General features: G+C 43.1%; 27 protein-coding genes. 13 read left to right on the forward strand and 14 right to left on the reverse strand.

Features of this window, described 5'->3' with window-relative positions; translation table 11 throughout:
• Window positions 1-63: 63 nt before the first annotated feature.
• Complete coding sequence (gene rplT / locus I3252_RS06460; protein ID WP_025651520.1) at window positions 64-420, reverse strand: 50S ribosomal protein L20; 357 nt, start codon at window positions 418-420, stop codon at window positions 64-66.
• Window positions 421-570: 150 nt separating this feature from the next.
• Complete coding sequence (rpmI, locus tag I3252_RS06465) at window positions 571-768, reverse strand: 50S ribosomal protein L35 (protein WP_010197866.1); 198 nt, start codon at window positions 766-768, stop codon at window positions 571-573.
• A gap of 598 nt (window positions 769-1,366) precedes the next feature.
• Between rpmI and I3252_RS06470 the strand changes: the two genes are divergently transcribed.
• The 6 genes from I3252_RS06470 to I3252_RS06495 all read left to right on the forward strand — a co-directional run bounded on the left by I3252_RS06470 (window position 1,367) and on the right by I3252_RS06495 (window position 6,534).
• The gene (locus I3252_RS06470; RefSeq protein WP_060491958.1) at window positions 1,367-1,810 is read left to right on the forward strand and encodes a hypothetical protein; all 444 of its coding nucleotides are present in this window, start codon (window positions 1,367-1,369) and stop codon (window positions 1,808-1,810) included.
• A 113-nt stretch (window positions 1,811-1,923) separates the two neighbouring features.
• A complete protein-coding gene (hisIE, locus tag I3252_RS06475; RefSeq protein ID WP_238034603.1) occupies window positions 1,924-2,778 on the forward strand; it encodes a bifunctional phosphoribosyl-AMP cyclohydrolase/phosphoribosyl-ATP diphosphatase HisIE in 855 nt (284 codons plus the stop codon).
• Window positions 2,779-2,966: 188 nt separating this feature from the next.
• On the forward strand, window positions 2,967-3,209 hold the full coding sequence (gene tatA / locus I3252_RS06480) for a Sec-independent protein translocase subunit TatA (RefSeq protein WP_045445916.1): 243 nt from the start codon (window positions 2,967-2,969) through the stop codon (window positions 3,207-3,209).
• Between the two features lie 41 nt (window positions 3,210-3,250).
• Complete coding sequence (gene tatB, locus I3252_RS06485) at window positions 3,251-3,946, forward strand: Sec-independent protein translocase protein TatB (RefSeq protein WP_238034604.1); 696 nt, start codon at window positions 3,251-3,253, stop codon at window positions 3,944-3,946.
• On the forward strand, window positions 3,946-4,830 hold the full coding sequence (gene tatC, locus I3252_RS06490) for a twin-arginine translocase subunit TatC (RefSeq protein ID WP_238034605.1): 885 nt from the start codon (window positions 3,946-3,948) through the stop codon (window positions 4,828-4,830). Before tatB ends, tatC begins: the two co-directional genes overlap by 1 nt.
• A gap of 207 nt (window positions 4,831-5,037) precedes the next feature.
• On the forward strand, window positions 5,038-6,534 hold the full coding sequence (locus tag I3252_RS06495; RefSeq protein WP_238034606.1) for a UvrD-helicase domain-containing protein: 1,497 nt from the start codon (window positions 5,038-5,040) through the stop codon (window positions 6,532-6,534).
• A gap of 132 nt (window positions 6,535-6,666) precedes the next feature.
• Here the strand turns inward: I3252_RS06495 and I3252_RS06500 are convergent, their stop codons facing one another.
• Complete coding sequence (locus tag I3252_RS06500) at window positions 6,667-7,473, reverse strand: DUF2971 domain-containing protein (protein WP_238034607.1); 807 nt, start codon at window positions 7,471-7,473, stop codon at window positions 6,667-6,669.
• A 224-nt stretch (window positions 7,474-7,697) separates the two neighbouring features.
• Between I3252_RS06500 and I3252_RS06505 the strand changes: the two genes are divergently transcribed.
• Complete coding sequence (locus I3252_RS06505; RefSeq protein ID WP_238034608.1) at window positions 7,698-8,723, forward strand: tRNA-dihydrouridine synthase; 1,026 nt, start codon at window positions 7,698-7,700, stop codon at window positions 8,721-8,723.
• A gap of 74 nt (window positions 8,724-8,797) precedes the next feature.
• On the opposite strand, the gene I3252_RS06510 is transcribed toward I3252_RS06505, so the two are convergent.
• Both I3252_RS06510 and I3252_RS06515 read right to left on the reverse strand, forming a co-directional pair.
• Window positions 8,798-9,223: an MAPEG family protein gene (locus I3252_RS06510; protein WP_198332641.1), complete on the reverse strand. Its 426-nt coding sequence runs from the start codon at window positions 9,221-9,223 to the stop codon at window positions 8,798-8,800.
• A gap of 14 nt (window positions 9,224-9,237) precedes the next feature.
• A complete protein-coding gene (locus I3252_RS06515) occupies window positions 9,238-9,651 on the reverse strand; it encodes an OsmC family protein (protein WP_201554959.1) in 414 nt (137 codons plus the stop codon).
• 519 nt (window positions 9,652-10,170) lie between these two features.
• Between I3252_RS06515 and I3252_RS06520 the strand changes: the two genes are divergently transcribed.
• Complete coding sequence (locus I3252_RS06520) at window positions 10,171-10,692, forward strand: RNA pyrophosphohydrolase (RefSeq protein WP_045452438.1); 522 nt, start codon at window positions 10,171-10,173, stop codon at window positions 10,690-10,692.
• A 96-nt stretch (window positions 10,693-10,788) separates the two neighbouring features.
• On the opposite strand, the gene I3252_RS06525 is transcribed toward I3252_RS06520, so the two are convergent.
• From I3252_RS06525 to I3252_RS06535, 3 genes are all read right to left on the reverse strand, one after another.
• Window positions 10,789-11,883 carry an NAD(P)-dependent alcohol dehydrogenase gene (locus I3252_RS06525; protein ID WP_238034609.1) on the reverse strand — a complete coding sequence of 365 codons (1,095 nt, stop codon included), beginning with the start codon at window positions 11,881-11,883 and terminating at the stop codon, window positions 10,789-10,791.
• Between the two features lie 232 nt (window positions 11,884-12,115).
• Entirely contained in the window at window positions 12,116-12,988 is an 873-nt protein-coding gene (locus I3252_RS06530; protein WP_238034610.1) for an NRDE family protein, read from the reverse strand.
• 77 nt (window positions 12,989-13,065) lie between these two features.
• Complete coding sequence (locus tag I3252_RS06535; RefSeq protein WP_238034611.1) at window positions 13,066-14,697, reverse strand: DUF4139 domain-containing protein; 1,632 nt, start codon at window positions 14,695-14,697, stop codon at window positions 13,066-13,068.
• Window positions 14,698-14,974: 277 nt separating this feature from the next.
• On the opposite strand from I3252_RS06535, the gene lgt reads away from it, so the two are divergent.
• The 4 genes from lgt to I3252_RS06555 all read left to right on the forward strand — a co-directional run bounded on the left by lgt (window position 14,975) and on the right by I3252_RS06555 (window position 17,835).
• Window positions 14,975-15,859: a prolipoprotein diacylglyceryl transferase gene (gene lgt, locus I3252_RS06540; protein WP_087813630.1), complete on the forward strand. Its 885-nt coding sequence runs from the start codon at window positions 14,975-14,977 to the stop codon at window positions 15,857-15,859.
• Between the two features lie 74 nt (window positions 15,860-15,933).
• Complete coding sequence (locus tag I3252_RS06545) at window positions 15,934-16,824, forward strand: thymidylate synthase (protein WP_238034612.1); 891 nt, start codon at window positions 15,934-15,936, stop codon at window positions 16,822-16,824.
• A gap of 76 nt (window positions 16,825-16,900) precedes the next feature.
• On the forward strand, window positions 16,901-17,470 hold the full coding sequence (locus I3252_RS06550) for a dihydrofolate reductase (RefSeq protein WP_238034613.1): 570 nt from the start codon (window positions 16,901-16,903) through the stop codon (window positions 17,468-17,470).
• A gap of 11 nt (window positions 17,471-17,481) precedes the next feature.
• Window positions 17,482-17,835, forward strand: a complete 354-nt coding sequence (locus I3252_RS06555) for an energy transducer TonB (protein ID WP_087813633.1) — start codon at window positions 17,482-17,484, stop codon at window positions 17,833-17,835.
• A 61-nt stretch (window positions 17,836-17,896) separates the two neighbouring features.
• Here the strand turns inward: I3252_RS06555 and uvrC are convergent, their stop codons facing one another.
• Together uvrC and I3252_RS06565 are read right to left on the reverse strand one after the other, a co-directional pair.
• On the reverse strand, window positions 17,897-19,741 hold the full coding sequence (uvrC, locus tag I3252_RS06560) for an excinuclease ABC subunit UvrC (protein WP_238034614.1): 1,845 nt from the start codon (window positions 19,739-19,741) through the stop codon (window positions 17,897-17,899).
• A gap of 142 nt (window positions 19,742-19,883) precedes the next feature.
• Complete coding sequence (locus I3252_RS06565) at window positions 19,884-21,410, reverse strand: DUF3360 family protein (RefSeq protein ID WP_238034615.1); 1,527 nt, start codon at window positions 21,408-21,410, stop codon at window positions 19,884-19,886.
• A gap of 515 nt (window positions 21,411-21,925) precedes the next feature.
• Here I3252_RS06565 and I3252_RS06570 point away from each other — a divergent pair.
• Window positions 21,926-22,483, forward strand: coding sequence for a DUF4442 domain-containing protein (locus tag I3252_RS06570; protein WP_198330012.1), 558 nt, complete (start codon window positions 21,926-21,928; stop codon window positions 22,481-22,483).
• 275 nt (window positions 22,484-22,758) lie between these two features.
• Here the strand turns inward: I3252_RS06570 and rplS are convergent, their stop codons facing one another.
• The 4 genes from rplS to rpsP form a co-directional block, all read right to left on the reverse strand.
• Window positions 22,759-23,151: a 50S ribosomal protein L19 gene (gene rplS, locus I3252_RS06575; RefSeq protein ID WP_045445905.1), complete on the reverse strand. Its 393-nt coding sequence runs from the start codon at window positions 23,149-23,151 to the stop codon at window positions 22,759-22,761.
• A gap of 182 nt (window positions 23,152-23,333) precedes the next feature.
• On the reverse strand, window positions 23,334-24,104 hold the full coding sequence (trmD, locus tag I3252_RS06580) for a tRNA (guanosine(37)-N1)-methyltransferase TrmD (RefSeq protein WP_193008853.1): 771 nt from the start codon (window positions 24,102-24,104) through the stop codon (window positions 23,334-23,336).
• A gap of 87 nt (window positions 24,105-24,191) precedes the next feature.
• Window positions 24,192-24,725, reverse strand: coding sequence for a ribosome maturation factor RimM (gene rimM / locus I3252_RS06585; RefSeq protein WP_045445903.1), 534 nt, complete (start codon window positions 24,723-24,725; stop codon window positions 24,192-24,194).
• A gap of 185 nt (window positions 24,726-24,910) precedes the next feature.
• Window positions 24,911-25,180 carry a 30S ribosomal protein S16 gene (rpsP, locus tag I3252_RS06590; RefSeq protein ID WP_045452431.1) on the reverse strand — a complete coding sequence of 90 codons (270 nt, stop codon included), beginning with the start codon at window positions 25,178-25,180 and terminating at the stop codon, window positions 24,911-24,913.
• Between the last annotated feature and the right edge of the window lie 410 nt (window positions 25,181-25,590).

The raw sequence follows: 25,590 nt of genomic DNA on the forward strand, positions 1-25,590 counted from the left end.
CATATAGATAACTACTTGTAAATTCTGACTAAACAAGCAGCAACCCTAAAGGAAGGTTAATATTTATGCTAATGCCGCTTTTGCTTTTTCGACCAACGCTGTGAAAGTCGCTGCATCATGCATAGCGATGTCAGCAAGTACGCGACGATCGACAGTGATGTTAGCCAATTTCATGCCATTGATAAAGCGGCTGTAGCTTAAACCGTTTAAGCGTGCACCAGCATTGATACGTGCAATCCAAAGACGACGGAAGGTACGTTTTTTGTTGCGACGGTCACGATAAGCATATTGACCAGCTTTGGTCACTGCTTGTACCGCTACGCGGTAAACACGTGAACGGGCACCGTAGTAGCCTTTTGCGCGTTTTAGGATTTTTTTGTGACGACGATTCGCCTGTACACCACGTTTTACACGGGCCATAAATTACTCCAAGATTTCTTTAATCATTATTAAACGAATCACGATGCCATCGAATAGTAGACATCGCTATCAGATTGCAAAGTCAGATATTTTTAATCCAGTCGCCATAAATTAAACAGCGCTTAATTAAAGATAAATGACGATAGCCTACTAGATGTATGGGCACATGCGACGAACTGCTGCTTCGTCAGACTTGTCCACCATCTTTAGACCGCGCAACTGGCGAATACGCTTAGCTGATTTCTTGGTCAAGATATGGCTTTTATTTGCTTGCTTACGCTTGAAGCCGTTCGCTGTTTTTTTGAAGCGTTTAGCTGCACCGCTTCTGGTTTTCATCTTAACTTTCATGATGATTTGCCTCTTTGTCTTTGATAGAACCTGGTCGTCAAATAGTTAATAACGAATAGTGGCTGTAAAAACACCCACTAAACCTCTATTTGCCTCGAGGTGGGAGGCGGTATTTTAGCAGATAATGCACTGTTTTGCCAAGGAAACTTTTACGCCTCGCCTAGGGCGTGTCCTCAATCTGAACGAAAGCAACTAAATGGACTGAAAACGGTTAGATTTTGCCAAGCTACGTTAAACAGCTGGTTCATATCTCGATATCATTTGCGCTACTTTCCTTGTTTGACGGCAATTTATCTCATTCTTATCATCATTTTTAAAATGAGGACACGCCCTAGTAGGCATGACAGTGGATAATGGGTATGAGCCCATTTATAAAGATTTTAGTCAAAACACTCATAAAACTGCGGATTTACCGCCAAATAGATTGAATGTCAGCTTAAGCTGTGCTTAAGTAGAGACTGAACCTTAGTATAAGCTGAGCGTTAATAATACAAAGTTATTTATCACACTTATCGAGCGTCTATCGTACGATGATGACGCTACCAACCTACACCATGATTAGCAGAACTCATAGCCTGTAATCAATCTAGGAGATAACGTGTCAAAACAAGAATTAGACTTTGATAACGACATATTTGTCTTTGAAACAGTGATGCGTGTGCGTCATATTGAGCTTGATATGGCTCAGTACCTGACGCTCGAATCATTGACGGCGTTGCTATGTGAGGCGCGGCAAAGATTTTTTTACTCTAAAGGTATTAAAGAGATCGATGCAGATTATCACGGTTTAATTATCAATGAGTTACAGCTAAGTATTGTCAGTCGCATACGGGCGCGTGAAGAGCTATTATTTGAAGTAGGCGTTGAACCGTTATACGATAATGGTGGCACTATAGTGATAAAAATTACCCGTATGCATACTGGAGAAACAGTAGCCAAGGCGCGGCAGCATTTTGTCAATTATGACTTTCGCCTCAATAAATCCATTGCGCTTGATAAAATTATGAAAGAAGCGCTGTACCCACATCTCTACAGAATTTGATATTGAGGACATGCCCTAACGCCAACCGCTTTTTTATTCAGACCATAGATAGAATCAGTTACGATTCATTTATTCCCCTTTGATTTCTATATAAACAAGAAGACAGATATATTATGACTTTACCTGCTTGGCTGGCTGCCATAAAATTTAATGATGATGGTTTGATTCCTGCAATTGCTCAAGATCATAAGTCTGGGCGTATTTTGATGATGGCTTGGATGAATGCCGAAGCACTACAGTTAACCGCGCAAACGCAGACAGCGGTTTATTTTTCGCGCTCACGTGCCAAATTGTGGCATAAGGGCGAGTCATCGGGTCATACTCAGACCGTACATGATATTCGCTTGGACTGTGATGCAGACGTGATTGTCCTTAGTGTCACTCAGGCTGGCGGTATCGCTTGCCATACTGGTCGCGAGTCTTGCTTCTATCAGCGTTTAGATTTGTCGGGCCAAACGCCTGAATGGCAAACCGTCGATAAGGTATTAAAAGACCCTGCTGATATTTATCATTCAAGCGATGCAGAAAAAGCCACTCCTGAAACTAACCAGACGCAGGCTCACGATGTAATCCCTTCAGATGCCAAGCACAGTCACCATGACAACGACACTACCAATCGCTCTATTTTGCAACAGCTCGACGGTGTATTGGCAGAGCGTAAACAAGCAGATGCTGATAGCTCATACGTGGCAAGCTTATACGCAAAGGGTTTAAATAAAATTCTAGAGAAAGTTGGCGAAGAGAGTACTGAAAGTATCATTGCCGCCAAAGATTTTGCCAATTGCGACGAAAATAGCAATAAAGCGCAATACGATGACGCTCGTCATGAGCTCATCTATGAGGTTGCCGATGTCTGGTTTCATACATTAGTAGGACTGGCGTGGTTCGATATTGAGTCGGATGCGGTATTAAATGAGCTAGGTCGACGTTTTGGTCTATCAGGTATCGATGAAAAGGCGGCTCGATAGTTTCTATAAGCTTGGCCATTGCCCTGTTTGATTATTGTTGATTTCACCTTTTTGTCACAAGTGCAGGTTATAATATAGCTCTGCTTTACTTCGCATTGTATGTCGAGGCTGTTTATTGAGTATAACAATATTCAATACACCCAAAGTAGGCATACAAAGACTGAAAATCAAGACACAAGGATACCTTTATGGGTAGTTTTTCTATTACGCATTGGCTGATTTTATTGGTGGTAGTGGTGGTCGTATTTGGCACCTCGAAGCTTAGAAATGCTGGCAAAGATTTGGGCGGCGCAGTCAAAGGCTTCAAAGAAGCGGTCAAAGACGAAAATACTGAGCATGCTAAAAAGCATGTGGTGCTCGATCATGATGGCAATGCACACACTGAAGAGCGCCCAACAACCACCAAGGTTGATGATACGCATAATGTATAGCCTCTAGACAGTGACCTTTTAGACAATGACATCGGAACATTATGTTTGATATCGGCTTTTCTGAACTACTCCTCTTTGGTGTTATCGCCCTAATCGTCTTGGGCCCAGAAAAACTGCCACAGGCAGCGCGTACCGCTGGGCAGTGGTATGCCAAAGTTCGCCGCACGGTATCCACCCTGCAATCTGAAATCGAAGCTGAGCTTGATTTGGCAGAGACCCGCCAGCTTATGCAAAAAGAGCTGGCCAAAATTCGCCAGACTGAAGCAGATATGAGGCGCGAGATGGCGGAGATGCGCGGCAGTATGCAAGAGTTTGAATCCTCGCAAAACCAGCATTTAAAAGCATCGCCTGATCCAGGCAATGACAATACGCCTAGTCAAAGTAGTCAAGTCAGTAGTGAGAATGATGATAATCGACCAGTGCAGCCAAAAGCGTTTGACTACGCCTATGACAGTAATAGACAGGCTGAGAAACCAGAAAGCCCTGAACAGTCATCGGCACAAGGCGATAATGATAGTCTAAAAACTGACTGTAGTGATAACGTCAATCCAGTGTCTCAAACCATCACAACTAGACCGTGGGAAAATATGTGGTTTCGTCTTGGAGCTTATGATAAAGCGCGTCGTTTGCCGCAACCGCCCTACTTACCAAATTATAAAGCCGATATCTTACTAAACAGCCATATAGACAGTCCTTTACCTAAACAGGCTTCTGTTCATGAGCAGGAGAGTCATTAGTGGGCTTATTTAAACGTAAAAAAAGCCGTCAAGAAAAAGTCGCGGATTCAGATATCGAGACCTCAACAGCTACCCTTGATGGTAATGTCGACAGCAATACTGAGGACTCTGGCGATATCTTAAGCTCACTTGGCGATATGCCGATTACCGAGCATTTGATTGAGCTGCGTAGACATCTCATAAAGATATGCGTCGCGGTACTGGTAATATTTTTAGCATTGGTCGGATTTTCACGCGAGCTCTATGATTTTTTGTCCAACCCATTGGTTGCCCAGTTGCCTGCCAACGCAACGATGATCGCGACGGATATCACCTCTAACTTTATGGCACCGATACGCCTGACTGTTTTTGTCGCTGCATTCTTTGCAATGCCCTACATCTTGTATCAAATCTGGTCGTTTGTCGCTCCTGGTCTCTATAAAAAAGAGAAAAAAATCGCTATTCCCGTTTTAATGTCCTCTATATTTTTATTTTATGCGGGTGTGGCTTTCTCTTATTTTATTGTACTCAAAGGCGTTCTCAAATTCTTTATTATGTTCGCGCCGCAGAACGTCTTGCCGATGACCGACATCGACAGTTATTTAAGTTTTGCACTCAAACTCTTTATGGTATTTGGTTTAACCTTTGAGATTCCAGTCGTCACCTTGCTATTGATATTGACGGGCGTCGTCTCCATTCAGAGCTTAGAAGATAAACGCCGTTATATTATTGTCGGCTGTTTCGCCGTTGCTGCGGTCGTGACACCGCCTGATGGGGTGTCGATGTTGATGCTCGCCATTCCGATGTGGTTGTTGTTTGAGCTAGGATTATTTTTAGCGAAAATATTAATTAAAGAAGAGCACAGTCCTGCCTTAGCAAGCGATACAGGGTTAAATAAAGAATAACATCACTTGTCAGATACTTATTCCAAAAACAGCCAACGCGCTAATCTGTTACTATAACCTGCTTATTTCTACCTTTATTTTCTATCAGTTTTTTTATTATTGTCATGTGCACTTGCAAGTGCACATGACGAGTCAGCCATTGTCTATGCAGTGGCTTTTTTTACCCCCGTCATTTTTGATCCGTTTTACTCTTTTAGGTAATTTTTTATGTCCGCATCTATGCCAGCTTATATGAGCGATCCCACTGATGAGCAACTAAGCGCGCTCAACATGGCGATGGATCACAAGTCATTTAAAGTAGTGGCTTATGCGGGTGCTGGTAAAACGACGACCTTAAAACTGATTGGTGAGCGTTTGCGTGGACGCGGCTTATATTTAGCCTTTAACAAAACAATTGCCAATGATGCACGCTCAAAGTTTCCACCACATGTGGAATGTCGCACTTTTCATTCGCTTGCCTATCGTCATGTCGCCCGTGATATCACTGCTAAGCTGTCGTTACCGCGTTTTTCACCCAAACGTCTGGGTGATGATTTGGGTTTGCAGCCCGTGCAAGTGCGTCGGCAAATGGATGGTATAAACAAATATATTACCCTTACTCCAGCCCGATTATCGCGTTTTGTCAGTGACGCCGTCAGCAATTTTTGTAGTACGCATGCCAGTTATCCTGCACCTAGACATATATTGTTTCCCAGCTGGCTCGATGATTCTGATGCCGAGCAGCTGCGTGAAATGCTCTACCCTGCTGTTGAGCAGCGCTGGTTACAGTCAATTGATGCACGCCATCCTGCTGGTATCGGGCATGATATTTATCTTAAATTGTGGGCATTATCGAAGCCTAGTATTCCCGCTGATTTTATTTTGTTTGATGAAGCCCAAGATGCCGATCCCTTGATGATGGGAATTTTGACCCAGCAGCCACGGCAAGTGATTTATGTGGGTGACGCTCATCAGCAGATTTATGAATGGCGCGGCGCAGTCAATGCGATGAAAAAACTGCCCTTACCACAAACCTTGTTGACCCAGTCATTTCGTTTTGGCGAACCGATTGCTGAGATTGCCAATACTTTGCTCAAAGCATTGCAAGAAGACGTCCCGTTAAAAGGCAATCCTAATAAGCAATCTTCTACTGATAAGGGTATGGTACATAGTAAAAAAGATGCCATCCTTTGCCGCACTAATGCCGCCGCAATGTCGCAATTATTAACTGGATTAAAATTGGGTCACCGCGTGGCGCTACAAGCCGATACCGATCGTATGCTTAAATTTTGTCAGGCAGCTGAAAATTTAAAGAATGGTAAATCGGCGTACGGTGTACCTGAACTGGCATATTTTTATAATTGGGGTGATGTGCAAGAGTATTCTGAAACCAATGAAGGCAGTGATCTAAAAACACTGGTGAAACTCGTCGATGATCATGGCACCAATGTCCTGAGCCAAGCGGTCAATAGTCTCACCAGTATCGAAAATGCTGACTATGTTATCTCCACTGCCCATAAGGCCAAAGGGCTCGAATGGGGAAAGGTACAGCTGGACGATGATTTCTATTATGATGTGACGACCAATGCGGTCAAGATCAGCCCTGAAGAGTTGCGTTTGCTCTACGTCGCTTGCACACGTGCCCAGAGCAATTTGGACATCCATAATATTAAAGACTTGATATCAGGTTTGCAGACAGGCAAAAAAGTGATTTTTGGGACTTAATGCTATAATATATATCAGTTATTTCCCAATTTGGTTAAATGCCTGTACATAATCGCCTAAAATACCCGCACGCTCTAGCATACTAAAGGCATTTACAGATGCATCACGCTCATGTTCCTCTGTGATTAAGCACTACGAACATACCTCATTATCATCATTTATCATTGGTTCTTTACACGAGCTACAAGAAAAAGGTGATTTTATGACTCCGTTTCCATCAAATATATATGTTTCAAAACTACTATCTATTAAATAAGGCGTCGATGTTGTTTTTCCTACATTTGCTTTTAGAAAAGAAATATCATATTTTTTTGATAATTCGATACCCTGCTGTAAAAAAATAGACTCTATTCTCGGCCCTGCAATTATTTTACTGATACAGTCTATTGGTATGTATAAGATCATGTTTCCATATATATTTTCAATATCACCGTCACCAACTATCAATCTTCTCTCTAACTCATAATTCCAACATGAACTCTTTGTGAAATAAGCAGCGTAATACGCAGATTGTTGTAGAAACATAAGATACCTCGGCTTTCCTATCTGATAAGCCCTTTGAAGAGTGCTCTCTATCTCTGCTCTTGCTTCATCCTGATATGTGACATCATCTAAGCCTCTATGATCTATATAATTAGACAGCTTATCTTCATCAATCTCTATCACAAAACCTGTGCCATTATTGGCATAGTGTGCCCACATTGGCGTCACAATAGGCGATTTTGAAAAGCAAGTTGTAGGATATTGCTGTATCTCACTGACTATTGATTTATAGAAAGCAAGAACCTCTGGTGTTTGGTTAAAACTGATTGTCAAAAAAAGCTCATAAGGATCATTATAGTCTTTGGGATAAGAGCACTTTAAGCTGCAAAAACCCTCTTTTTCAAAAGCCATATTGAGAATTTCTGCTCCCATATACTTATAAAGTTTTTTTCCCATGCGCACAAAATCCTTTAATATTTAGTAGTTAAAATTCAAGAAAAAATCATACTCAGTTTACTGCCGCTATAAGGCTTTAATCATGTTGGAAACTGTTCGAAGGTTTTCTCAGTATAACTTTTAATACAGCCTCTCATAGCTTATTAACAACCACATAATTCAACACAGATAAGCTATCATACTTTCCTATTATCTATTATAATTTTTAGCAGTGAACAACAAGCATGAATACTAATCAGCAACTTCAAATACGTCAAAATACCATCCGTCAGTTATTCGCCAATCCCGTCCGTCTCCTTGCACCAATGGAAGGCTTGACCGACCCATTAATGCGGCAAATCCTCACGCAAATTGCATCAGACTTGGGTCGCCCTTATGATTGGTCGGTTAGCGAATTTATCCGTGTGACTCAGCACGTATTGCCTGCGCATGTATTTTATAAATACGCTCCAGAACTGCATCATGATGCTAAAACTGCCTCTGGCACGCCTATTCATGTCCAGTTGCTCGGTAGTGAAGCGCAACTCATGGCAGAAAATGCTGCTTATTCTGCCGAGCTTGGTGCACCGGCGATTGACATCAACTTTGGTTGCCCTGCCAAGACGGTCAATAGCCACCGTGGTGGTTCAGTATTATTGGATGAACCCGAAACCATGTATCAGATTATCAGCGCGGTGCGGCAAGCTGTTCCTGTTCATATTCCAGTATCAGCCAAAATTCGTTTAGGTTACACCGATACCAGTCGTATGTATGATATTAAAGCTGCGATTAGCGACAGTGGTGCTGATTGGCTAACCATTCACGCACGAACCAAAACCCAAGGCTATAAACCACCAGCCTATTGGGACAAAATTCAGAGCTTTAACACGCTCGATATTCCAGTCATTGCCAACGGTGAAATATGGAATACAGAGCACGCGCAAAACTGTATGACTCAAGCTGGTACAGAGCATTTGATGTTAGGTCGCGGCGCGGTTACTCGTCCAGATTTGGTTGCTCGTGTGGATTGCGGTTCAGATGATGCCATGCTAAGTGCGGCAACGTTGTCATGGGAAGCAATGGTCACCCATCAGATAAGATTTTTGGAAGGTCAGGCTAAAACTGAAGTTATCTTGGTTGGTCGTTACAAGCAGTGGTTAGCAATGCTCATCAAAGGCTATAGCGAAGCAAAAGTTTTATGGGACAGTATTAAAAGAGAAAAAAATAAAGCAGCTATCATTAGTGCACTGCAAGCCAGTGTGCGCCAATAATAGCTGCTTTTATCTTAAAGCCAATCTGTTTTAAAACAGAATTATCTTAAAGCCAATCTGTCTAACGAATAAGATTAAATACTCACTCTAATCGCTAAATAGAATAACATCAAACAACAGGCAATCGATAACACCCAAAGTATGGAGCGAAACGTCGCCAAATTAGTAATATAAGCCACGCAAAAACCGATACGAATCAGTACGTACAACCACGCCAGTATATTGATAATCGATTGTGGTACGAAAAACAGCATTGCCGTCAGTACTGCTGCCAAAAATATTGGCAACGTCTCATAGCTGTTTTGCTGGGCCGCGTTAGCACGTGCGGCCGCGCCCGTCGTACCTTGTAAAAAATCACGTGGATGGGCATTGTCAGCCAAATTAAAGCCGCCAATAGCTTTCGCTGTCAATGCCATGGCAAGCGGTAGTAAACTTGCTGCGACCATCGCCCAAATTGCGGACGCTGCGGTATCAGAGACTAATTCCAGAAGTGCATTCATTAGTATACTTGCCCCTACCCTGAAATCACTTCGAAATCATGGGTGACGTTCACCCCACCTTGTACCAACATTCTACTGGCCGAGCAGTATTTTTCTGCTGACAGTTTTATGGCCTTCTCTACTTGGCTTTCCTTGACATCTTGACCTGTCACCACAAAATGCATGTGAATGTCAGTATAGACAGCTGGTACAGTTTCAGCACGCTGAGCGGTAAGCTCACAACGTACGTCTGTCACCTCTTGGCGCGATTTTTGTAAAATCGCTACCACATCGTAGCTAGCACAACCACCAAGCCCCAATAGAATCAGCTCCATCGGACTTGCGCCTTTTTCTTTATCTGCATCGATCTGTACATTATGCCCTGATGGTGACACGCCCATAAAGGCTTTATTTTCTTGCCACGTTACACTTGCTTTTGACTCTGACATCTTGACCATTCCTTATTTTAATTAGCTCGTTGCCCGATTTTTATTTTCTGGCAATATGTTTTACTTGGCTAGTGTAGCATAAGCCAATGGCACATTTTATCGAGCCCTTATCACCCAAAATCATTATCGTTATGAATGGCTCACCTATTTGTCTTTTGCAGCCTTATTTTTAATTAAACCTTTTTACTAAAATTTTCTTAGCAGTGAATTAACATTCATACACCGCCTACTGTTTATTATTCAAACCTATCCTCTTATAGTTCGAACCTATCTTTGTAGTAAGATTCTCTAAAAAACATTACAAAAGTTTAATTATAACTGGTTGATTTTAAACAGTTAAGCTCGTGAAACATTTTATAGCAAAATACTGTTACACATTTTGCTTGTTTCTTGGTTTAATAACGGTAATGAATCTTATTTTGACCTAATATCGACAACCATCACCTTATAATAATTATGATTGCTGTCACGGTTCTAGCTCAAAATAAGCTATTTTAAATAAATTAAAAAGGTTTAATCATGATAGATGCAGACGGCTTTCGCGCCAATGTCGGCATCATCTTGGCAAATACACAAGGGCAGGTTCTGTGGGCAAAACGTATTGGTCACAACGCTTGGCAGTTCCCACAAGGCGGTATCGACCGTGGGGAGACGCCGATGGATGCGATGTATCGCGAGCTCTGGGAAGAGGTCGGCCTACACCCGCGTCATGTAGACTTATTGGCAGTGACGCAAGATTGGTTGCGTTATCGTCTGCCAAAACGCTATGTGCGGCATGGACAGCACCCTTTATGTATTGGGCAAAAACAGAAGTGGTTTTTGCTACGCTTAGATGAGACGAACACTCAACATATCCGCTTTGATGAGGGCAAACCAGAATTTGATCATTGGCAATGGGTCAGTTACTGGTATCCACTTGGACAAGTGATTCATTTTAAACGAGGCGTTTATCGCCGTGCCTTGCAAGAGCTAGTGCCTGAGCTACCTCTAAGACAAGAGCTGATTATTCCTGAACAAGATAATCACTTGTTGATAGGATGAACTGACATTTTGATTAAAAGTAACACGTAATAGAAGAGCCTGTATCCTTTAGATGCAGGCTCTTCTATTATATAGCGATTATATCTTGCGGAATAATTATGGCTTGATAGCAATTTTTAGTACGCCGTTACGCTGATGCATGAACAAGTCATAGGCCTCTACGATATCATCCAAGGCATAGGTATGCGTCACCATCTCTGATAAATCCACTCGACCAGACTCGATGACATTCATCAATCGGCGCATACGCTCTTTACCTCCTGGGCAGAGAGCCGTTCTTATCGTATGATCGCCAAGACCAGAAGCAAAATGAGCCATTGGAATGACTAAATCTTCAGAATACACACCCAAGCTTGAGAGTGTACCGCCTGGTTTTAATATTTTGAGACATTGCTCAAACGTAGACTGTAAACCTAACGCCTCGATACTGCTATCCACCCCACGACCACCAGTGATTTTCATGATCTCATCAACCACGTCAACTTCTGTGAAGTTTAGAGTAATATCTGCTCCCAGTTTCTTTGCCATGGCCAAACGGTCATTATTGCCATCGACAGCGATAATCATCGAGGCGCCTTTAATCCTTGCCCCAGCAGTAGCGCATAAACCGATAGGTCCTTGTGCAAATACAGCAACCACATCACCAATCTGAATATTGGCGTTTTCTGCGCCTTTGAAGCCTGTCGACATAATGTCAGGACACATCAACACTTGCTCATCCGTCAGTCCATCTGGCACTGGACATAGATTGGCCTGCGCATCTGGCACTAGCACATACTCTGCTTGCGTACCGTCAATGTGATTACCAAAACGCCAGCCGCCTGTGGCTTTATAACCGTGACAAGAACATCTACCATCTGCATCAAGATAACCACCGTCTTGTGACGGGAAGCCATCTTGACTGGCATAGGAGGTAAACGTTGGGCAAATGGCGCCAGCAATGACTCGCTGCCCTTCTTCATAGCCCATGACTGCGCTACCAAGCTTTTCAATGATACCTACTGGCTCGTGACCAATGGTCAAGCCTTTTGCAACGGCATACTCACCTTTAAAGATATGGATATCAGTACCACAAATGGTCGTGGTCGTAATTTTTATCAAGGCATCATTAGGGCCTACATCAGGGATTTTTTTATCTACAATTTCAATTTTACCTGGTTCAATAAATATCAGTGACTTCATCATGCTCATTTCACACTCCTTGTTTTATAAACATTTACTCAACTGGTATGAACTTTAGTGACATATATATTTATCTTACGCCATATAAATAGTAATTTAAAGTGAAATCCATTCTTTAATAAAGGGATTGGTGAGTCTCTATTGTTAGATATTAAAACTGTAGTATCAAACTTCTCATGGAAATTGTACGTGAGCCTTATTAAGAGTAGATGAAAAAGCTAATAGATGAAAAGCCTATAGGCTACTTATGACTATCATGCTGACATTCTTTATAATTATCATGCTGACACTCTCGGCTTACTAATCTAGCAATCTCATCCACTGCTGAATCTGCCAACTGAGAATGACATTTCAGGGTTAAAATGCTTTGGGTACGTGTCGCATAAGTGGGCAAATTATTTTGCGTATGATTAAAAGTGACAGGCTCTATATAAATAGAAGACAGAATCTGCTCAATCTCAACAGCCACTCCAGTCTCCGGCAGCTTATCCACTGGCGCTTGCGTATTGTCAGACAATACCGCAAAGGCAGCTTCTTGCCAGTACTCAGGTTCGCTATTCTCAGCGATTAGTGGCAATACTTCTTGGCGCAGCCTGCCTCGCAGCTTTTCAGTTTTAAACCAGCTGTCCTCAGGCTGACCATTGGAAATGACATGCAGTCCTGCATATAGTGGCATAGGAGCATGACCACGATTATTGACAATAACGGCTTGCTCACTATCACCAATAATGAGATTGAACCCAGCATAGTTTTGCAAACTAATCTGCCGTGCAAACTCCATCGGGCTGATATCACCGGTTAAGAAATCCGTGACTAGCGCCCCGCGTGAGCGCTCATCAGAGCTTGCCTGCACGCCATCGCGAAAATTCAATACCGCAGCCCAACGTCCGTTTTGCTGATAATATTCTTGAGGCGCTTGATGACTGGCTTGATGGGGCTGTTGATGAATACCCAGCCAAGTACCGCCACTTTGTACATCGCGTCCTGCAAAAACAGGCTTATCTTCCCATTGATGTAGCAGCTCTGTCGGACGCTGCAAAAACTCATCGCGATTGGACAATAGCACCAAAGGCAGCTCATCAAATAGTTGCCAAGCAATGGCGACAATACACATAAGACTCCTAATTTTACTAAAAATGTGCTTAGCAAACAGCCAAGCTTGATTTCAGTTTAACTTAGTTCACTGACAGATTAGTTTACTGATAAGTTTTTGCTAGCAGGATAACTAATCTGAGAGGTCGACTGTATGACTTTTGATTGTTTGCTTGGTAAATCAAGCTCCCACGCAACCATGCCTTTATTGTCATTCCAGTCACGCTCAGTCACTGGCGGTGTATGAGTGACGGTTACTTTAAGACTATCGTCGCGGCTAATTGGCTCACTGCCTAATACTTGTAAATGCATAGGTCGGTTTTGCTGATTGGTAAATTGATAAGCTTGTGTTTTAGTCAAGGTTTGCGTGCGATTAAACGCGCCTTTATCACCCTGCTTATCTTCATCAGCTATCTGCTTTACGATGGTATTAGGGTCAATACCAAAACCGATACCTTGCTCTTTGAGCGCTTGATAATTATAGCGCGCCTGCCCGACATAATTATCATCACGGTATAGCTGTAGCGAACCATCTACCCAAGCTGGTGTCAAGAACGGTGCGGATGCATACCAATAGCCAGCTGCCTCCACGCTCGGCGTACTACGAATCCATAGCTTGCTACTGCCCGACTGCTCATCAATGACTGTCCGTACGCGCCTGCCATCGCTTGGAATACTAATACGCTGCGGCAAGCGGTATTCGGTAATGCCGTTTTTATTCTGACTGCTAACGGTAAAGCTTGGCAGCGGCGCCATGTTAGGTGTCGAGGCACCGTCATAGCTGTCTCTTGCAGATACCACAACAGGCATGTTTTCCGCCATAGGTGGTACAGATATAGTCCGGTTTTCTCTATCTTCTTCATATAAAGAAAAACGCTCAACTCGTGGTAATTGGCTAGTGGTGTTTTGATTGGGATTGACAGAGCTTAGCATCAAAGGGACATCGAGCCAGTTTTCTCCTGTCTGCTGGGCAATAACCGCAGAGGCAATGATATTTAATTGCTTGGTTTCAGTATTCAGCCTTGCTTGATACGTTGGCTCCCAACCCGCGCCGCGTACTTGATAGTGTAATTTTACACTGCTTGGTACTCGACTGGCAGTACGTACACTCACTTGAGTCACACTATTTTGAGTGGAAGTCGCGCTGCCCGCCATTAGTTGGTTGAGCGCATCTTGTGCACGGGCTTGGCGCTGCTGAATTTCTAGTATGCGTTTATTGATACTGACCGCTTGGGTTTCCAAATCTCGCGCATTATTGGCAAGCGTGCCATCTGTACTGATTTGCGTGACCTTGGTTAAATTCTGCAAGTAAGCTTTAGCTAAGCGTGCCGCTTCTAACTCAGCATTGATAACTGCCAAATTATCTTGCTGTGTCTGTACTCTCGCCTCACCTTGATACTGGCACTGTGCTGCTTGCTCATCGCTTAAAGTCTCGATACTGACTTCACCAATATTGATGCCATTTGCTGCTTGTACGCTCACACTGTCTTTATCGATATAAGGGGACAGACAAGAAAAAACCAATGTCTGCTCGCCGCTACCATTGATTGGTAACGCACGAGTCACGCTAGCTAAGCCCTGATAAATGGTCACTTGCTCAATACTACTATTCGCTGCCTGAGCAGGAGTCAAAGCTAAAGCCGCTAAGCTAAATAAACCCAGTGGCGTCAACTGTTTTTTACAAGGTAAAAACTTAGGTAGTATTGCTACTTTTGATAACTTAGCTTGCATAATCATTCCTTAAAAATACGGTTAATCCATTAATACGGTGCATTAGCGCAAGCGCGCAGTATCTAACGCTTTATTAAATATAATGAGGCAATATTTATGATGGCACTTATCTTCAGCAGATTTTTTATATCTTAGCGGTTTTCTGGCTTTCTTTCTAGATGTTACCCGTAGCAGATAAGTTGTTACCATGAGATGAGCCTCACCGTAATTTGGTATGCCTCACTGGCTATTTTTGCTATTATGAGCAGCATTCTATTACCAAATTTATGATGCCCTTATGATGATACATCCTCAGTACGATCCTGTAGCGCTGTCTTTGGGTCCAGTAGAAGTGCACTGGTATGGCCTAATGTATTTATTAGCATTTGCCGCCGCCTTTGGTCTGGCTTGGTATCGCAGCACAAAACGTGACAATTGGAACACTGACATGGTGTCCGACTTGGTGTTTTTTGGCGCACTTGGCGTCATTTTGGGCGGTCGTGTCGGCTATGTACTGTTTTATCAATTCGGTGAATTTTTACAAAACCCCGCTTATCTTTTCAAAGTCTGGGAAGGCGGTATGTCTTTCCATGGCGGCATGATTGGTGTCTTACTGGGCATGTTATATTTTGCCCGTAAGTATAAAAAGACCCCGTTTCAGGTGCTGGACTTTATCGTTCCTTGCGTGCCAACAGGCTTATTATTTGGTCGTATTGGCAATTACATCAATGGCGAGCTATGGGGCCGCGTCTCTAACGGTGGCTACAACTGGCTTACCTACTTCCCGCAAGCGGCTGCTACTGATATGCAGCAATTGCAAACCAACCCTGAGCTACAAGAGTTGATGCTTGAAGTAAATGGGCAGTATTTGCTACCTCGTCATCCCTCACAGCTGTATGAGGCACTTGCCGAAGGGTTATTATTATTCCTATTCCTATGGTGGTATTCATCAAAACCGCGCCCACGTATGGCAGCATCGGCAGTATTTTTATTAGGCTATGGCATCAGCCGCTTCATCATTGAATTTTTCCGCCAACCAGATGCTGACCAAGGATTTGTATTACTAGGTTGGATGACCAAAGGGCAGATACTCAGCGCTCCCATGATTATTATTGGTTTCATTATGCTGGTATACGCTTACAAACGTGGTATCTATGACTGGGGTAAGCAGTCGGCTTATTAAGCACTAATTCACATCAAGTAGCCTGTTAAAAAACAATACAACTATGCGTTTTAATAGCGTAGAAGAGCAATTTTATGATTATGAGTAACTCCATTATTAGTAACAACAAGCAGCGTAAAAATGAGCAAGCCTATCTAGATTTGCTGCGTCTTGTCCTCACTGAAGGCACTGAAAAAGGCGATCGTACTGGCACTGGTACGCTGAGCCACTTTGGCGCGCAGCTCCGTTTTAATTTAGCCGATGGTTTTCCATTATTAACCACCAAAAGAGTCCACTTTAAATCTATCGTCTATGAGCTATTTTGGTTTTTAAGTGGCAGTACGCATGTTGATTATCTGCAAGCCAATGGCGTACGTATTTGGAATGAGTGGTCAACGGCTGAACAGACAGCGCGCTTTAACCGCCCTGCTGGTGATTTAGGCCCTGTCTATGGTCATCAGTGGCGCAATTATGGCGCAAGCCAGCGTGAAGATGGGAGCTACAATAATGATGGTGTCGATCAAATCACCCAAGTCATTGAGCAAATAAAAACCAATCCCAATTCAAGACGTTTGATTGTGTCTGGTTGGAATCCCGGTGAAGCAGATCAAGTTGCGCTGCCGCCTTGTCATACGCTATTTCAGTTCTTTGTGGCGGATAATAAACTGTCATGCCAGCTCTATCAGCGTTCAGCAGATTTATTCCTAGGCGTGCCATTTAATATTGCCAGTTATGCCTTGCTGACCCATATGGTCGCACAAGTATGCGGATTAGAAGTGGGCGAATTTATCTGGACGGGTGGCGATTGTCATATTTATCAAAACCACCGCGAGCAAGTTGAATTACAGTTGACACGTGAGCTTTATAAGCTACCAACGCTGACGCTTAACTCTAATGTGAATGATATTTTTGCTTTCAAATACGAAGACATTAGCGTTGATGGTTACGAGTCGCATCCTGCGATTAAGGCAAAGGTTGCAGTCTAGCCTTTGTCTGATTGAAAGTTTCAAATAAATGCAGCAAATGAAAGTAGCATGTTAAAGACAATAAAAAGGATACGTTATGAGTTATGCCCACACCGAAGTTGCCCAAATCGCAGCTATCAGTAGCAACCGCTGTATCGGCAAAGATAATGAGCTACCGTGGCATATCTCAGCAGATTTGCAGCATTTTAAAAGCATGACGACCAAACAAAATGATGGTGCGATTCAAGGTATCGTCATTATGGGTCGTAAGACGTTTGAATCAATGGGCAGCAAGCCTTTGCCAAAACGCGTGAGCTTCATCATCAGCACCCAGCTAGATTATGCCGAACAAAAAGGTTTGGTCGGCAAAAGCAATGCCTATGTGGTGCATAATTTAGATGATGCATTAACGCAAGCAGCAAGTCTGGCACATGGTGCGCATCTGGATACGATTTGGGTGATTGGTGGCGAGCGCGTCTTTAGCGACGCCTTAATGTATACCGACCGTATTGAACTGACCCACGTCGATACTGAGATTACGGATGGCGACGCTTTTTATCCTGAATTGCCAAATGAGTTTGAAGTGGCCGAAGAATCTGAGAAAATGCACGATGAAAAAAGTGCACTAGATTTTAAATTTGTGACCTATAAAATAAAAGCAGACTAGGTCAGCTGGTTATGAAACTACTACCCTTTATCTTTACTGGCATATTACTATCGGGCTGTCAGAGTCTAGCGATAAGAGAGCCTGTTATTAAGCCTGCTGAAATATTGCGTCAACCTCAGTTCACAGTTCCACACAGAGCAGCTAGACGTTTGAAAGCTGGTGAGGAATATGAAGTTGTCCTGAGCATGTTGATTGATAAATCTGGTCAAATTAGTTCCATTTCCGTTACTGAGTCATCAGGCGTCGTGTCATTAGACCGAAGTGCTCTACGTGATGCTAGAAAAATGATATTCAAAGCCGGTACTAAGGATAATGAGTTTATTACAACAAAAGTTACTGTACCCATTACTTATGTAATACATTAGAAACTGTTTACCCTACTACTAAAAATTTAGACAGATAGATAGGTAGGTAGAATGTAAACGCCTACTCGTGCAATACTTTATAAACCGTTTTTGCAAGTACTGGCCCAATCCCTTGCACGCCTGCCAATTCCTGCTGCGATGCACCGAGCAATTGTTGCAATCCGCCAAAATGATTGAGTAAATCACGGCGTCGCTTTTCACCGAGCCCCGGTATGACTTCTAGTACTGACGATGAACGGCGCTTGTCACGTTTCTTACGATGCGCCGTAATCGCAAAACGATGCGCTTCATCGCGAATATGCATCAGTAAATGCAGCGCCTTGCTATCCATCGGCAAATCAAGTGGCTCATGATCGATAAAATGCAGCACTTCAAGCCCAGCTTTACGTCCCTCGCCTTTTGCCACGCTAATCAGCAAAGTATCACCAAGAATACCTAACTCGGTTAATACTTCTTTAGCGATGCCAAGCTGCCCTTTACCACCATCAATCAGCAACAAATCAGGCAATGGCTGCTTTTTATAGCGCCGTGTCAGCACTTGTTTCATTGCGGCATAATCATCACCACCGACAATGTCATGAATCGCATATTGGCGATAATCACGGCGACGCGAGCCACCTTGGTCAAAGACTACGCAGCTACCAATGGTCGCCTCGCCCATCGTATGGGAGATATCAAAACACTCTATGCGATCAATGGTTCTATCAGTGACGTCCGCTAAGATATCTTTTAAGGCACCAAAGCGCGCATGCAACTCTAAATAATCACCCAGCTTGGTTTTTAGTGCGTTATTGGTATTGAGTTTGGCTAAATCTAACCATTCAGCACGGTGTTCACGGACACTGGTTTTGATCACGACTTTACTGCCAAAATGGCTCGCTAGCGCTTCACTGACCGCCACCTGATCCGGTAATTCATGACTCAACATGATTTCGGGTGGCAAGTCATCCGTCACCTGAAAATAAAATGAAGTAATAAATGCCGATAAATTATCAGCAAGTGGCTCGCTACTATCAACGTCAGGGAAGTAATTCTTACCACCCAGTACACGACCACCACGTACGGTCAGTACGTTGACGCATGTCATGCCTGCCTGACTAGCGATAGCAATCACATCCGCCTCACCTTGTACGATATAAACGGCTTGCTTAGCTTGTACTTCACGCAGCATAGACAGCTGATCGCGATAAAACACGGCCTTTTCAAAGTCTAATTCTTCAGCAGAAGCTTCCATTTTTTCAATCAAAGCGCTATGAATATCGCTAGAGTCGCCTTTTAGGAAACGAATGGTATTATTGACATCTTCTGCATATTCTTCGGCCGATACCAAGCCCACGCAGGGCGCACGGCAGCGCTTAATCTGATACTCAAGACAAGGACGCTTACGTTGCTTAAAAAAGGTATTGGTACATTGGCGCATTTGAAACATTTTCTGCATCAGCACCAGTGTCTCTTTGGCGGCATGAGCAGAGGGGAAAGGACCGAAAAAGCGACCTTTTTGGTGATTGCCTTTACCGCGACCATAAGCCAATCGCGGGTAAGGCTTATCTGCTGAAATAAACACATAGAGATAGGATTTATCATCGCGCAACAGTACGTTATAAGGCGGACGATATTCTTTAATCAAGTTTTGCTCGAGCAATAACGCTTCGGTCTCACTACGGGTAATAATGGTTTCAATATTATGTATCCGTGCCACTAGCGCCCGTGTTTTTGGATGGTCAATGGTTTTAGCAAAGTAGCTGTTAACACGGCTCTTGAGTGATTTCGCTTTACCGACATATAAAATATCGCCATTTTTACCCAGCATTTTATAGACCCCTGGCAAATTTGGCAGGCGCTGAATTAAATGCTTAAGACGGACTTTCTTGTCATCGACGGGACTCGATTCTGAGACATTGACCATAGAATTTATTGCTCTTAAAAGTCTTGTAATACTGCTAGTTATGGGGCGGGAGTCATTGTTTTACAAGCCAATTATTAGCCATAGCATCACCCATAAAAAAGCCAGCACCGAGGCTGACTTTTTATAGGTAAGCAAGATGTCATTAATGGCGGAAGTTAGCCATCAATGCCGGAATACCCGGTAGCATACCAACGATAGCCATCACGCCAGTCAATACCACAAACATAATACCCGGTATGATCCAGCGGCTCATTTTAGTCAAATTGGCGCTACGTTCTTTAGAGCCAATCAAGCCCAAGTTATCGAGCAACAACGTGAGTGACCAACCAAAGGCAGGATTTACAAGCGCTGAAGCAAATACTACGATTGCAGCAGACTGAGTCGTTTTTCCTTCGCGAGTCATCTCCATGCCAGCTTCAAGCAGTGGAATGAAAACACCAACGATTAAGGCCACACACATCACTGGCTGCCAAATAGCCAAATCCATCGGATAGCCCCAAACCCCTGCGATAATGCAGAACAATGCTGTCAATAAGGCACCGGCAGGAATCGGACGCTTGGCAATCGCTGCTGGGACAATATAGGTACCCCACGATGACGCAAAGTTAGCACCGCCCAATACAGAGCCAACTACCTGACGAAACGATGCGCTGGTCATTGTGTCATCGATATCCATGAGTACCTTTTCAGTACGTTTAGGATAGCTGATTTTTTGAAAGACCTGATGGCCTAAAAAATCTGGTGACCACATCGCAACCGCCAAAATAGCAAACGGCAGTACGACAATGAAACTTTCAACCGTCGGTAATCCTAACATCCAGCCGGTACTCTCGCCCCACCAATACATTGGGTTCATATTCGGCAAGCCTGGTGCAGTTTTGAACTCAAAGGGTGCACCCAATGCAAATGCAAGTCCGCCACCTAGTACACAGCTTAGCGGAACCGCAAGCCAGCGTTTTTGCCAATGCTCAAGCAATGCATATAACAGGATAGTAGCCAAAATAATGAAGAAGGCAATATGCGACATGCCAATACCTTCTGCCCATGCAAAGAGGTTTTTCACCTGTGAGGTGGTACCGATAAACCCTAAGTAAATCAAGAGACCACCGCACACGCCTTTACTGGTCAAGTTTGCCAGCAGACTGCCCCCTTTACTGATTGCCAATAGCAAACCGAAGGCACCGATGAGCAGACCAAAGGCCATCGGGTGACCACCAGCAGCAACGACGATAGGAATAAGCGGAATAAGGGGGCCGTGAGTACCTGCAAGGTTGGCTGTCGGGAGTAGAAATCCTGAAAATAAGATGATAAAAAATGAAACGATTAATAGCTCATAACGAACGTTTTCTAAAACAAACGCATCGCCCAAACCAAGTGGACCTGCAAATGTTGCCGCAATAGCACCCACCATAACCACTTTACCAATCGTCGCCGCCATCGCAGGAATCGTATCTTCATACTCAAAGCGATAATCACGAAACGGCAAATTGGGACGCCAACGTTTTGGCTGCATGATTTGTAGTTCATGATTTAGATAAGCGTCACGACTGTCAAAGCTTGCGCTTGGTTTGTGTAAATCAAGGTAGCTACCTGATGGCTCGCTGTCGTAATTAGATGGATTTGATGACTGCTGATTAGACCCTGAATAAGGGATCTGAGTGTTACTCATCACATTTCCTTATGTCGACTGAGGCTTTATTTAACTGATAATTTGATAGTGAAATTTAATGTGACTAAAGCGTCCATTAAAAATTGCAAGCCATTGTATGACATGAGAACTCGAAATGCGAACTTAGAATCACTAAAAAAGTCCATACACCATTATAATATATAAATTAAAGTTTCCATTTAATACAAAATTGAACTTAATAGAAAACTATGAGGAAAAAATACACTTAATATAAACTTTAAATTAGAATAAATGACCTTTTGTTTAATAATTATCTGTATCTAGATATTTGTTATCACATAACTAAATATTAAAGATAGTTATAATAAATAGTTTATTATAACTTTTAAGTAACTATAGAAAATCCATGTCAGTTACGCTTTAAGCCTAGCGGTTTTGATATTTTTTACTTATGATAAATGCCCTTTCGTGACTGCTCTTTGATAGAAGTACACTAAAAAATTTGATTCAAACGGTATCACTAAAAAATATAAAAGAAGCAATAGGACGAATTTATGAGTTTGCTACCCACCAATTTTGAGACGCTAAAACGCAGAGCCAAACAAAGTATCATGCCGTTATTGACACCCCACCTACTGAAGCTGCGTATCAACACTTATGCACCATACGTAGGCGCTGGTATCAGAATCGATCACCTCAATCTCGATCAAGGTTTGTGTGTGGTAAGTATGGGGCTGAATACGCTGAACAAAAACATCGTGGGCACTCAGTTTGGCGGCAGCCTGTATTCGATGGTAGATCCATTCTATATGATAATGCTGATGCACCAACTGGGCAGCAGTTACGTGGTCTGGGACAAAAGCTCACATATTGAGTTTATTGCCCCTGGTAATAGCAAAGTCACTGCGCGCCTAAAAATTCCTAGCAATGAAATCACCACGATTCAGGAATTAGCAAAAGACGGCGAGCCAGTATTTCGGGAATACCAAGCAGATATCGTCGATGATCAACAAAAAATTATCGCTACTGTCACTAAGACGCTCTATATACGCTTGCGTAAGTACAGCAAATCTAAAGACCAAAATAGCCGTATCGAAAATCTCGATGGTTAGAACTTTAAAGGCAATTTTTAAAACGTTTCTCTAGATTTGTGATTTAAAGCATATTAATTAAAGCGCATTAATTAAAACAACAGAAACAAAAACCCCAATCTGGCATACGCACAGATTGGGGTTTTGTCTTTTTTGGTACTACCCGCTTATTTATATGATAAACCTATGAATAAGGGCTTGTATCTGGCTTTTCGCTATTGCCGAATCGCATAATAGACGGTTCAGCAATAAAGCGATATTAAGCACAATGCTTAAAAGCAGATACTGGATATAATCTAAGCGTTAGCTTTTGGCTTAACAGCTTTAGGTGCACGCGGAGCAAGCTTCTCGCGGATACGTGCTGATTTACCAGAGCGCTCACGTAAGTAGTATAGTTTCGCACGGCGAACAGCGCCACGGCGTTTCACTTCGATGCTATCGATAATTGGTGAATGCAATTGGAATGCACGCTCAACGCCAACACCGCTTGAGATTTTACGTACGGTAAACGCTGAGTTTAAACCGCGGTTACGTTTAGCAATTACAACGCCTTCAAAAGCCTGTAAACGCTCACGCTCACCTTCACGTACTTTTACTTGAACCACAACGGTATCGCCGGGTGCAAAGCTTGGGCGCTCAATCAATTGAGCATTTTCGATGACCTGAACCAATGGATGCTTGTTGCTCATGAGAGTTATCTCCTCACATTAGATAATAGAGGCTTGACGCATATCACCTGTTTGTAATAATGGATCGTATCTTTTTAATGAGACACAACGTAAGTGGGTTATGACAAACGGCCATTATGCTATGACTCGTTTTGTTGTTGCTCAAAATTCTGTTGCTTAACTGTTTATCTTTTTAGCCGCTATCAACGCTGTTTTTTATCTGCTTTCGCCAATGCTTTTAGCCACTTTGCTTGCTCTACCGTTGGCGTAAACGCTTGCCATAAGTCTGGACGACGCGCTTGCGTACGTTCGACTTGCTGACTAAAGCGCCACTTCGCAATATTGGCATGGTGACCTGAAAGTAACACTTCAGGCACTGCCATACCCGCAAACTCATGCGGCTTAGTATAATGTGGACAATCAAGCAAGCCATCGACGAACGAGTCTTGCTCAGCTGACTTATCATCACCCATAATATCAGGCAGACGACGTATCACACTATCCATTAGCACCATTGCTGGTAGCTCACCACCGGTAAGTACGTAATCACCAAGCGATATTTCCATGTCGACATATTGCGACAGTAGGCGCTCATCAATACCTTCGTAACGACCACACAATATAATCATGCCGTCATACTCAGTCATATCGACCACACTACTCTCACTCAGCGTCTGTCCTTGTGGCGACATATAAATCACCGGACAGTGCGCTTTGTCGACACGGCAGCCGTGCTGAATCGCTCGTAGGCGCGCATCCTCGATCGCTTGGGATAATGGCTCAGCCATCATCACCATGCCAGGACCGCCACCATACGGACGTTCATCAATACGGCGATAATTATCACTGGTAAAATCACGCGGATTAATGCATTCAATCGTCACTTGTTTCTGAGTGACTGCTCGACCCGTGATTCCAAACTCACGAATCGTGGCAAACATCTCAGGGAAAATACTAATAACGGCAAAATACATTAGGTATCTACTTGCGCAGTGGCTAATATTGGCTAAATAAATCGGTGTTATTACTGATAAAGCTTAACCGCAAAGTTAAAACTATTATCAATAATCACTCGGCCATGCCACTAGCACTGTTTTTTCAGTCAGACTGACCTGTACTACAGTTTGCTTGTGCCATGGAATCAGGCGCTCATCGGCATCTAAGCTGTCTGAGTTTGCCGCAACCCGCATAATAGCGTGAGCACCAGTCTCAAACATCTCAGTAATGTCGCCTAGATACTCATCCTGCTCATTTACAACGCGCAGGCTGACCAAATCCGACCAGTAATATTCATCTTCAGCGGGTTCTGGCAAGATGTCTTGCTCGACCCAAAGAGTTACCCCGTTCATAGTCTCAGCAACATTGCGATCAGGAATCTGCTCAAACTGAGCCACAATTCCTGTGCCTTGCTCACGCCAAGCCTTAACGGTTAAAGGTTTCATGCCGGTAGCGGTTTTCATCCACCAAGGTTTAATGTCAAATATCGCCGTACGATCATCTGTCTCGCTAAATACCCAAAGCCAACCTTTGATGCCATAAGGCTTTTTGAGCTGACCAATTTTCATAAGGGCACTAGCGTTTGGAGCAGAAGACATAACGGCTAACCTAACAATGATGAACACAGCGAAGATAAATAAAAAGCAATTAAAAACGATAAACGCAGTTAAAAGCGATAAACAATTAATGGCGTACCTAGTTAGACCAGTTACGCTATGTTTTTTACTAAAGTCTATCGAGACTGCTTATAGACGAGCTATCAGCGTCTCAGTGACCACAAAACTTAAGCAGTTGCTTCAGTTTGCGCGACAGACTTGTTGAAAGCTTTTACCAATGAAGCAACGCGATCTGAAGGTTGTGCACCTTTTGCGATCCACGCATTGTACGCTTCCATATTTAGGCGTACTGCTTCTTCAGACTCTTTAGCGAGTGGGTTAAAAAAGCCGATGTTTTCAATATAGCGACCGTCACGCGCGCGGCGTTGATCAGCAACAACTACTTGATAAAATGGGCGTTTCTTGGCACCGCCCCGTGCTAAACGAATAACAACCATGTGAATTCTCTCTTTCGCAGGTATACCAAAAAGGGCATAATTATATCACAGTCTTGATTTATTGAAAACATAAACTGCGCTTATTTAATTATTTATTAACAATAGCTTAAATGCCCATCGATGTAAAATACAATTGATCATCACCACTGATTTTTAACTGAAGATACTGCCTCTACATCATGTCCAAATGGCTCGTTGCTGTATTATTCAGCGCTGTATTATTCGGTGCTATATTACTCAGTACTATATTAGTGCAAATTTGAGTATTCAATTGTTGCCTACTGTTTTAAAGCCATCCGTGTCATTCATTGATTATGCTACTCTATGACATAGTCAGCGAGTGAATGATGCTATCGCTCAAGAATCACAACTATTACGCTACTCATAAGTATGGCACGTTGTGTTTGAAC

Source organism: Psychrobacter sp. Ps4 (assembly GCF_022129285.1).
Classification (GTDB): domain Bacteria; phylum Pseudomonadota; class Gammaproteobacteria; order Pseudomonadales; family Moraxellaceae; genus Psychrobacter; species Psychrobacter immobilis_A.

Bases quoted from the DNA above. Each gene is read 5' to 3' on its own strand.
- rplT (WP_025651520.1), bottom strand. From the start codon at position 420: ATGGCCCGTGTAAAACGTGGTGTACAGGCGAATCGTCGTCACAAAAAA.
- rpmI (WP_010197866.1), bottom strand. From the start codon at position 768: ATGAAAGTTAAGATGAAAACCAGAAGCGGTGCAGCTAAACGCTTCAAA.
- hisIE (WP_238034603.1), top strand. From the start codon at position 1,924: ATGACTTTACCTGCTTGGCTGGCTGCCATAAAATTTAATGATGATGGT.
- tatA (WP_045445916.1), top strand. From the start codon at position 2,967: ATGGGTAGTTTTTCTATTACGCATTGGCTGATTTTATTGGTGGTAGTG.
- tatB (WP_238034604.1), top strand. From the start codon at position 3,251: ATGTTTGATATCGGCTTTTCTGAACTACTCCTCTTTGGTGTTATCGCC.
- I3252_RS06495 (WP_238034606.1), top strand. From the start codon at position 5,038: ATGTCCGCATCTATGCCAGCTTATATGAGCGATCCCACTGATGAGCAA.
- I3252_RS06500 (WP_238034607.1), bottom strand. From the start codon at position 7,473: ATGGGAAAAAAACTTTATAAGTATATGGGAGCAGAAATTCTCAATATG.
- I3252_RS06505 (WP_238034608.1), top strand. From the start codon at position 7,698: ATGAATACTAATCAGCAACTTCAAATACGTCAAAATACCATCCGTCAG.
- I3252_RS06510 (WP_198332641.1), bottom strand. From the start codon at position 9,223: ATGAATGCACTTCTGGAATTAGTCTCTGATACCGCAGCGTCCGCAATT.
- I3252_RS06515 (WP_201554959.1), bottom strand. From the start codon at position 9,651: ATGTCAGAGTCAAAAGCAAGTGTAACGTGGCAAGAAAATAAAGCCTTT.
- I3252_RS06520 (WP_045452438.1), top strand. From the start codon at position 10,171: ATGATAGATGCAGACGGCTTTCGCGCCAATGTCGGCATCATCTTGGCA.
- I3252_RS06525 (WP_238034609.1), bottom strand. From the start codon at position 11,883: ATGAGCATGATGAAGTCACTGATATTTATTGAACCAGGTAAAATTGAA.
- I3252_RS06530 (WP_238034610.1), bottom strand. From the start codon at position 12,988: ATGTGTATTGTCGCCATTGCTTGGCAACTATTTGATGAGCTGCCTTTG.
- I3252_RS06535 (WP_238034611.1), bottom strand. From the start codon at position 14,697: ATGCAAGCTAAGTTATCAAAAGTAGCAATACTACCTAAGTTTTTACCT.
- lgt (WP_087813630.1), top strand. From the start codon at position 14,975: ATGATGATACATCCTCAGTACGATCCTGTAGCGCTGTCTTTGGGTCCA.
- I3252_RS06545 (WP_238034612.1), top strand. From the start codon at position 15,934: ATGATTATGAGTAACTCCATTATTAGTAACAACAAGCAGCGTAAAAAT.
- I3252_RS06550 (WP_238034613.1), top strand. From the start codon at position 16,901: ATGAGTTATGCCCACACCGAAGTTGCCCAAATCGCAGCTATCAGTAGC.
- I3252_RS06555 (WP_087813633.1), top strand. From the start codon at position 17,482: ATGAAACTACTACCCTTTATCTTTACTGGCATATTACTATCGGGCTGT.
- uvrC (WP_238034614.1), bottom strand. From the start codon at position 19,741: ATGGTCAATGTCTCAGAATCGAGTCCCGTCGATGACAAGAAAGTCCGT.
- I3252_RS06565 (WP_238034615.1), bottom strand. From the start codon at position 21,410: ATGAGTAACACTCAGATCCCTTATTCAGGGTCTAATCAGCAGTCATCA.
- I3252_RS06570 (WP_198330012.1), top strand. From the start codon at position 21,926: ATGAGTTTGCTACCCACCAATTTTGAGACGCTAAAACGCAGAGCCAAA.
- rplS (WP_045445905.1), bottom strand. From the start codon at position 23,151: ATGAGCAACAAGCATCCATTGGTTCAGGTCATCGAAAATGCTCAATTG.
- trmD (WP_193008853.1), bottom strand. From the start codon at position 24,104: ATGTATTTTGCCGTTATTAGTATTTTCCCTGAGATGTTTGCCACGATT.
- rimM (WP_045445903.1), bottom strand. From the start codon at position 24,725: ATGTCTTCTGCTCCAAACGCTAGTGCCCTTATGAAAATTGGTCAGCTC.
- rpsP (WP_045452431.1), bottom strand. From the start codon at position 25,180: ATGGTTGTTATTCGTTTAGCACGGGGCGGTGCCAAGAAACGCCCATTT.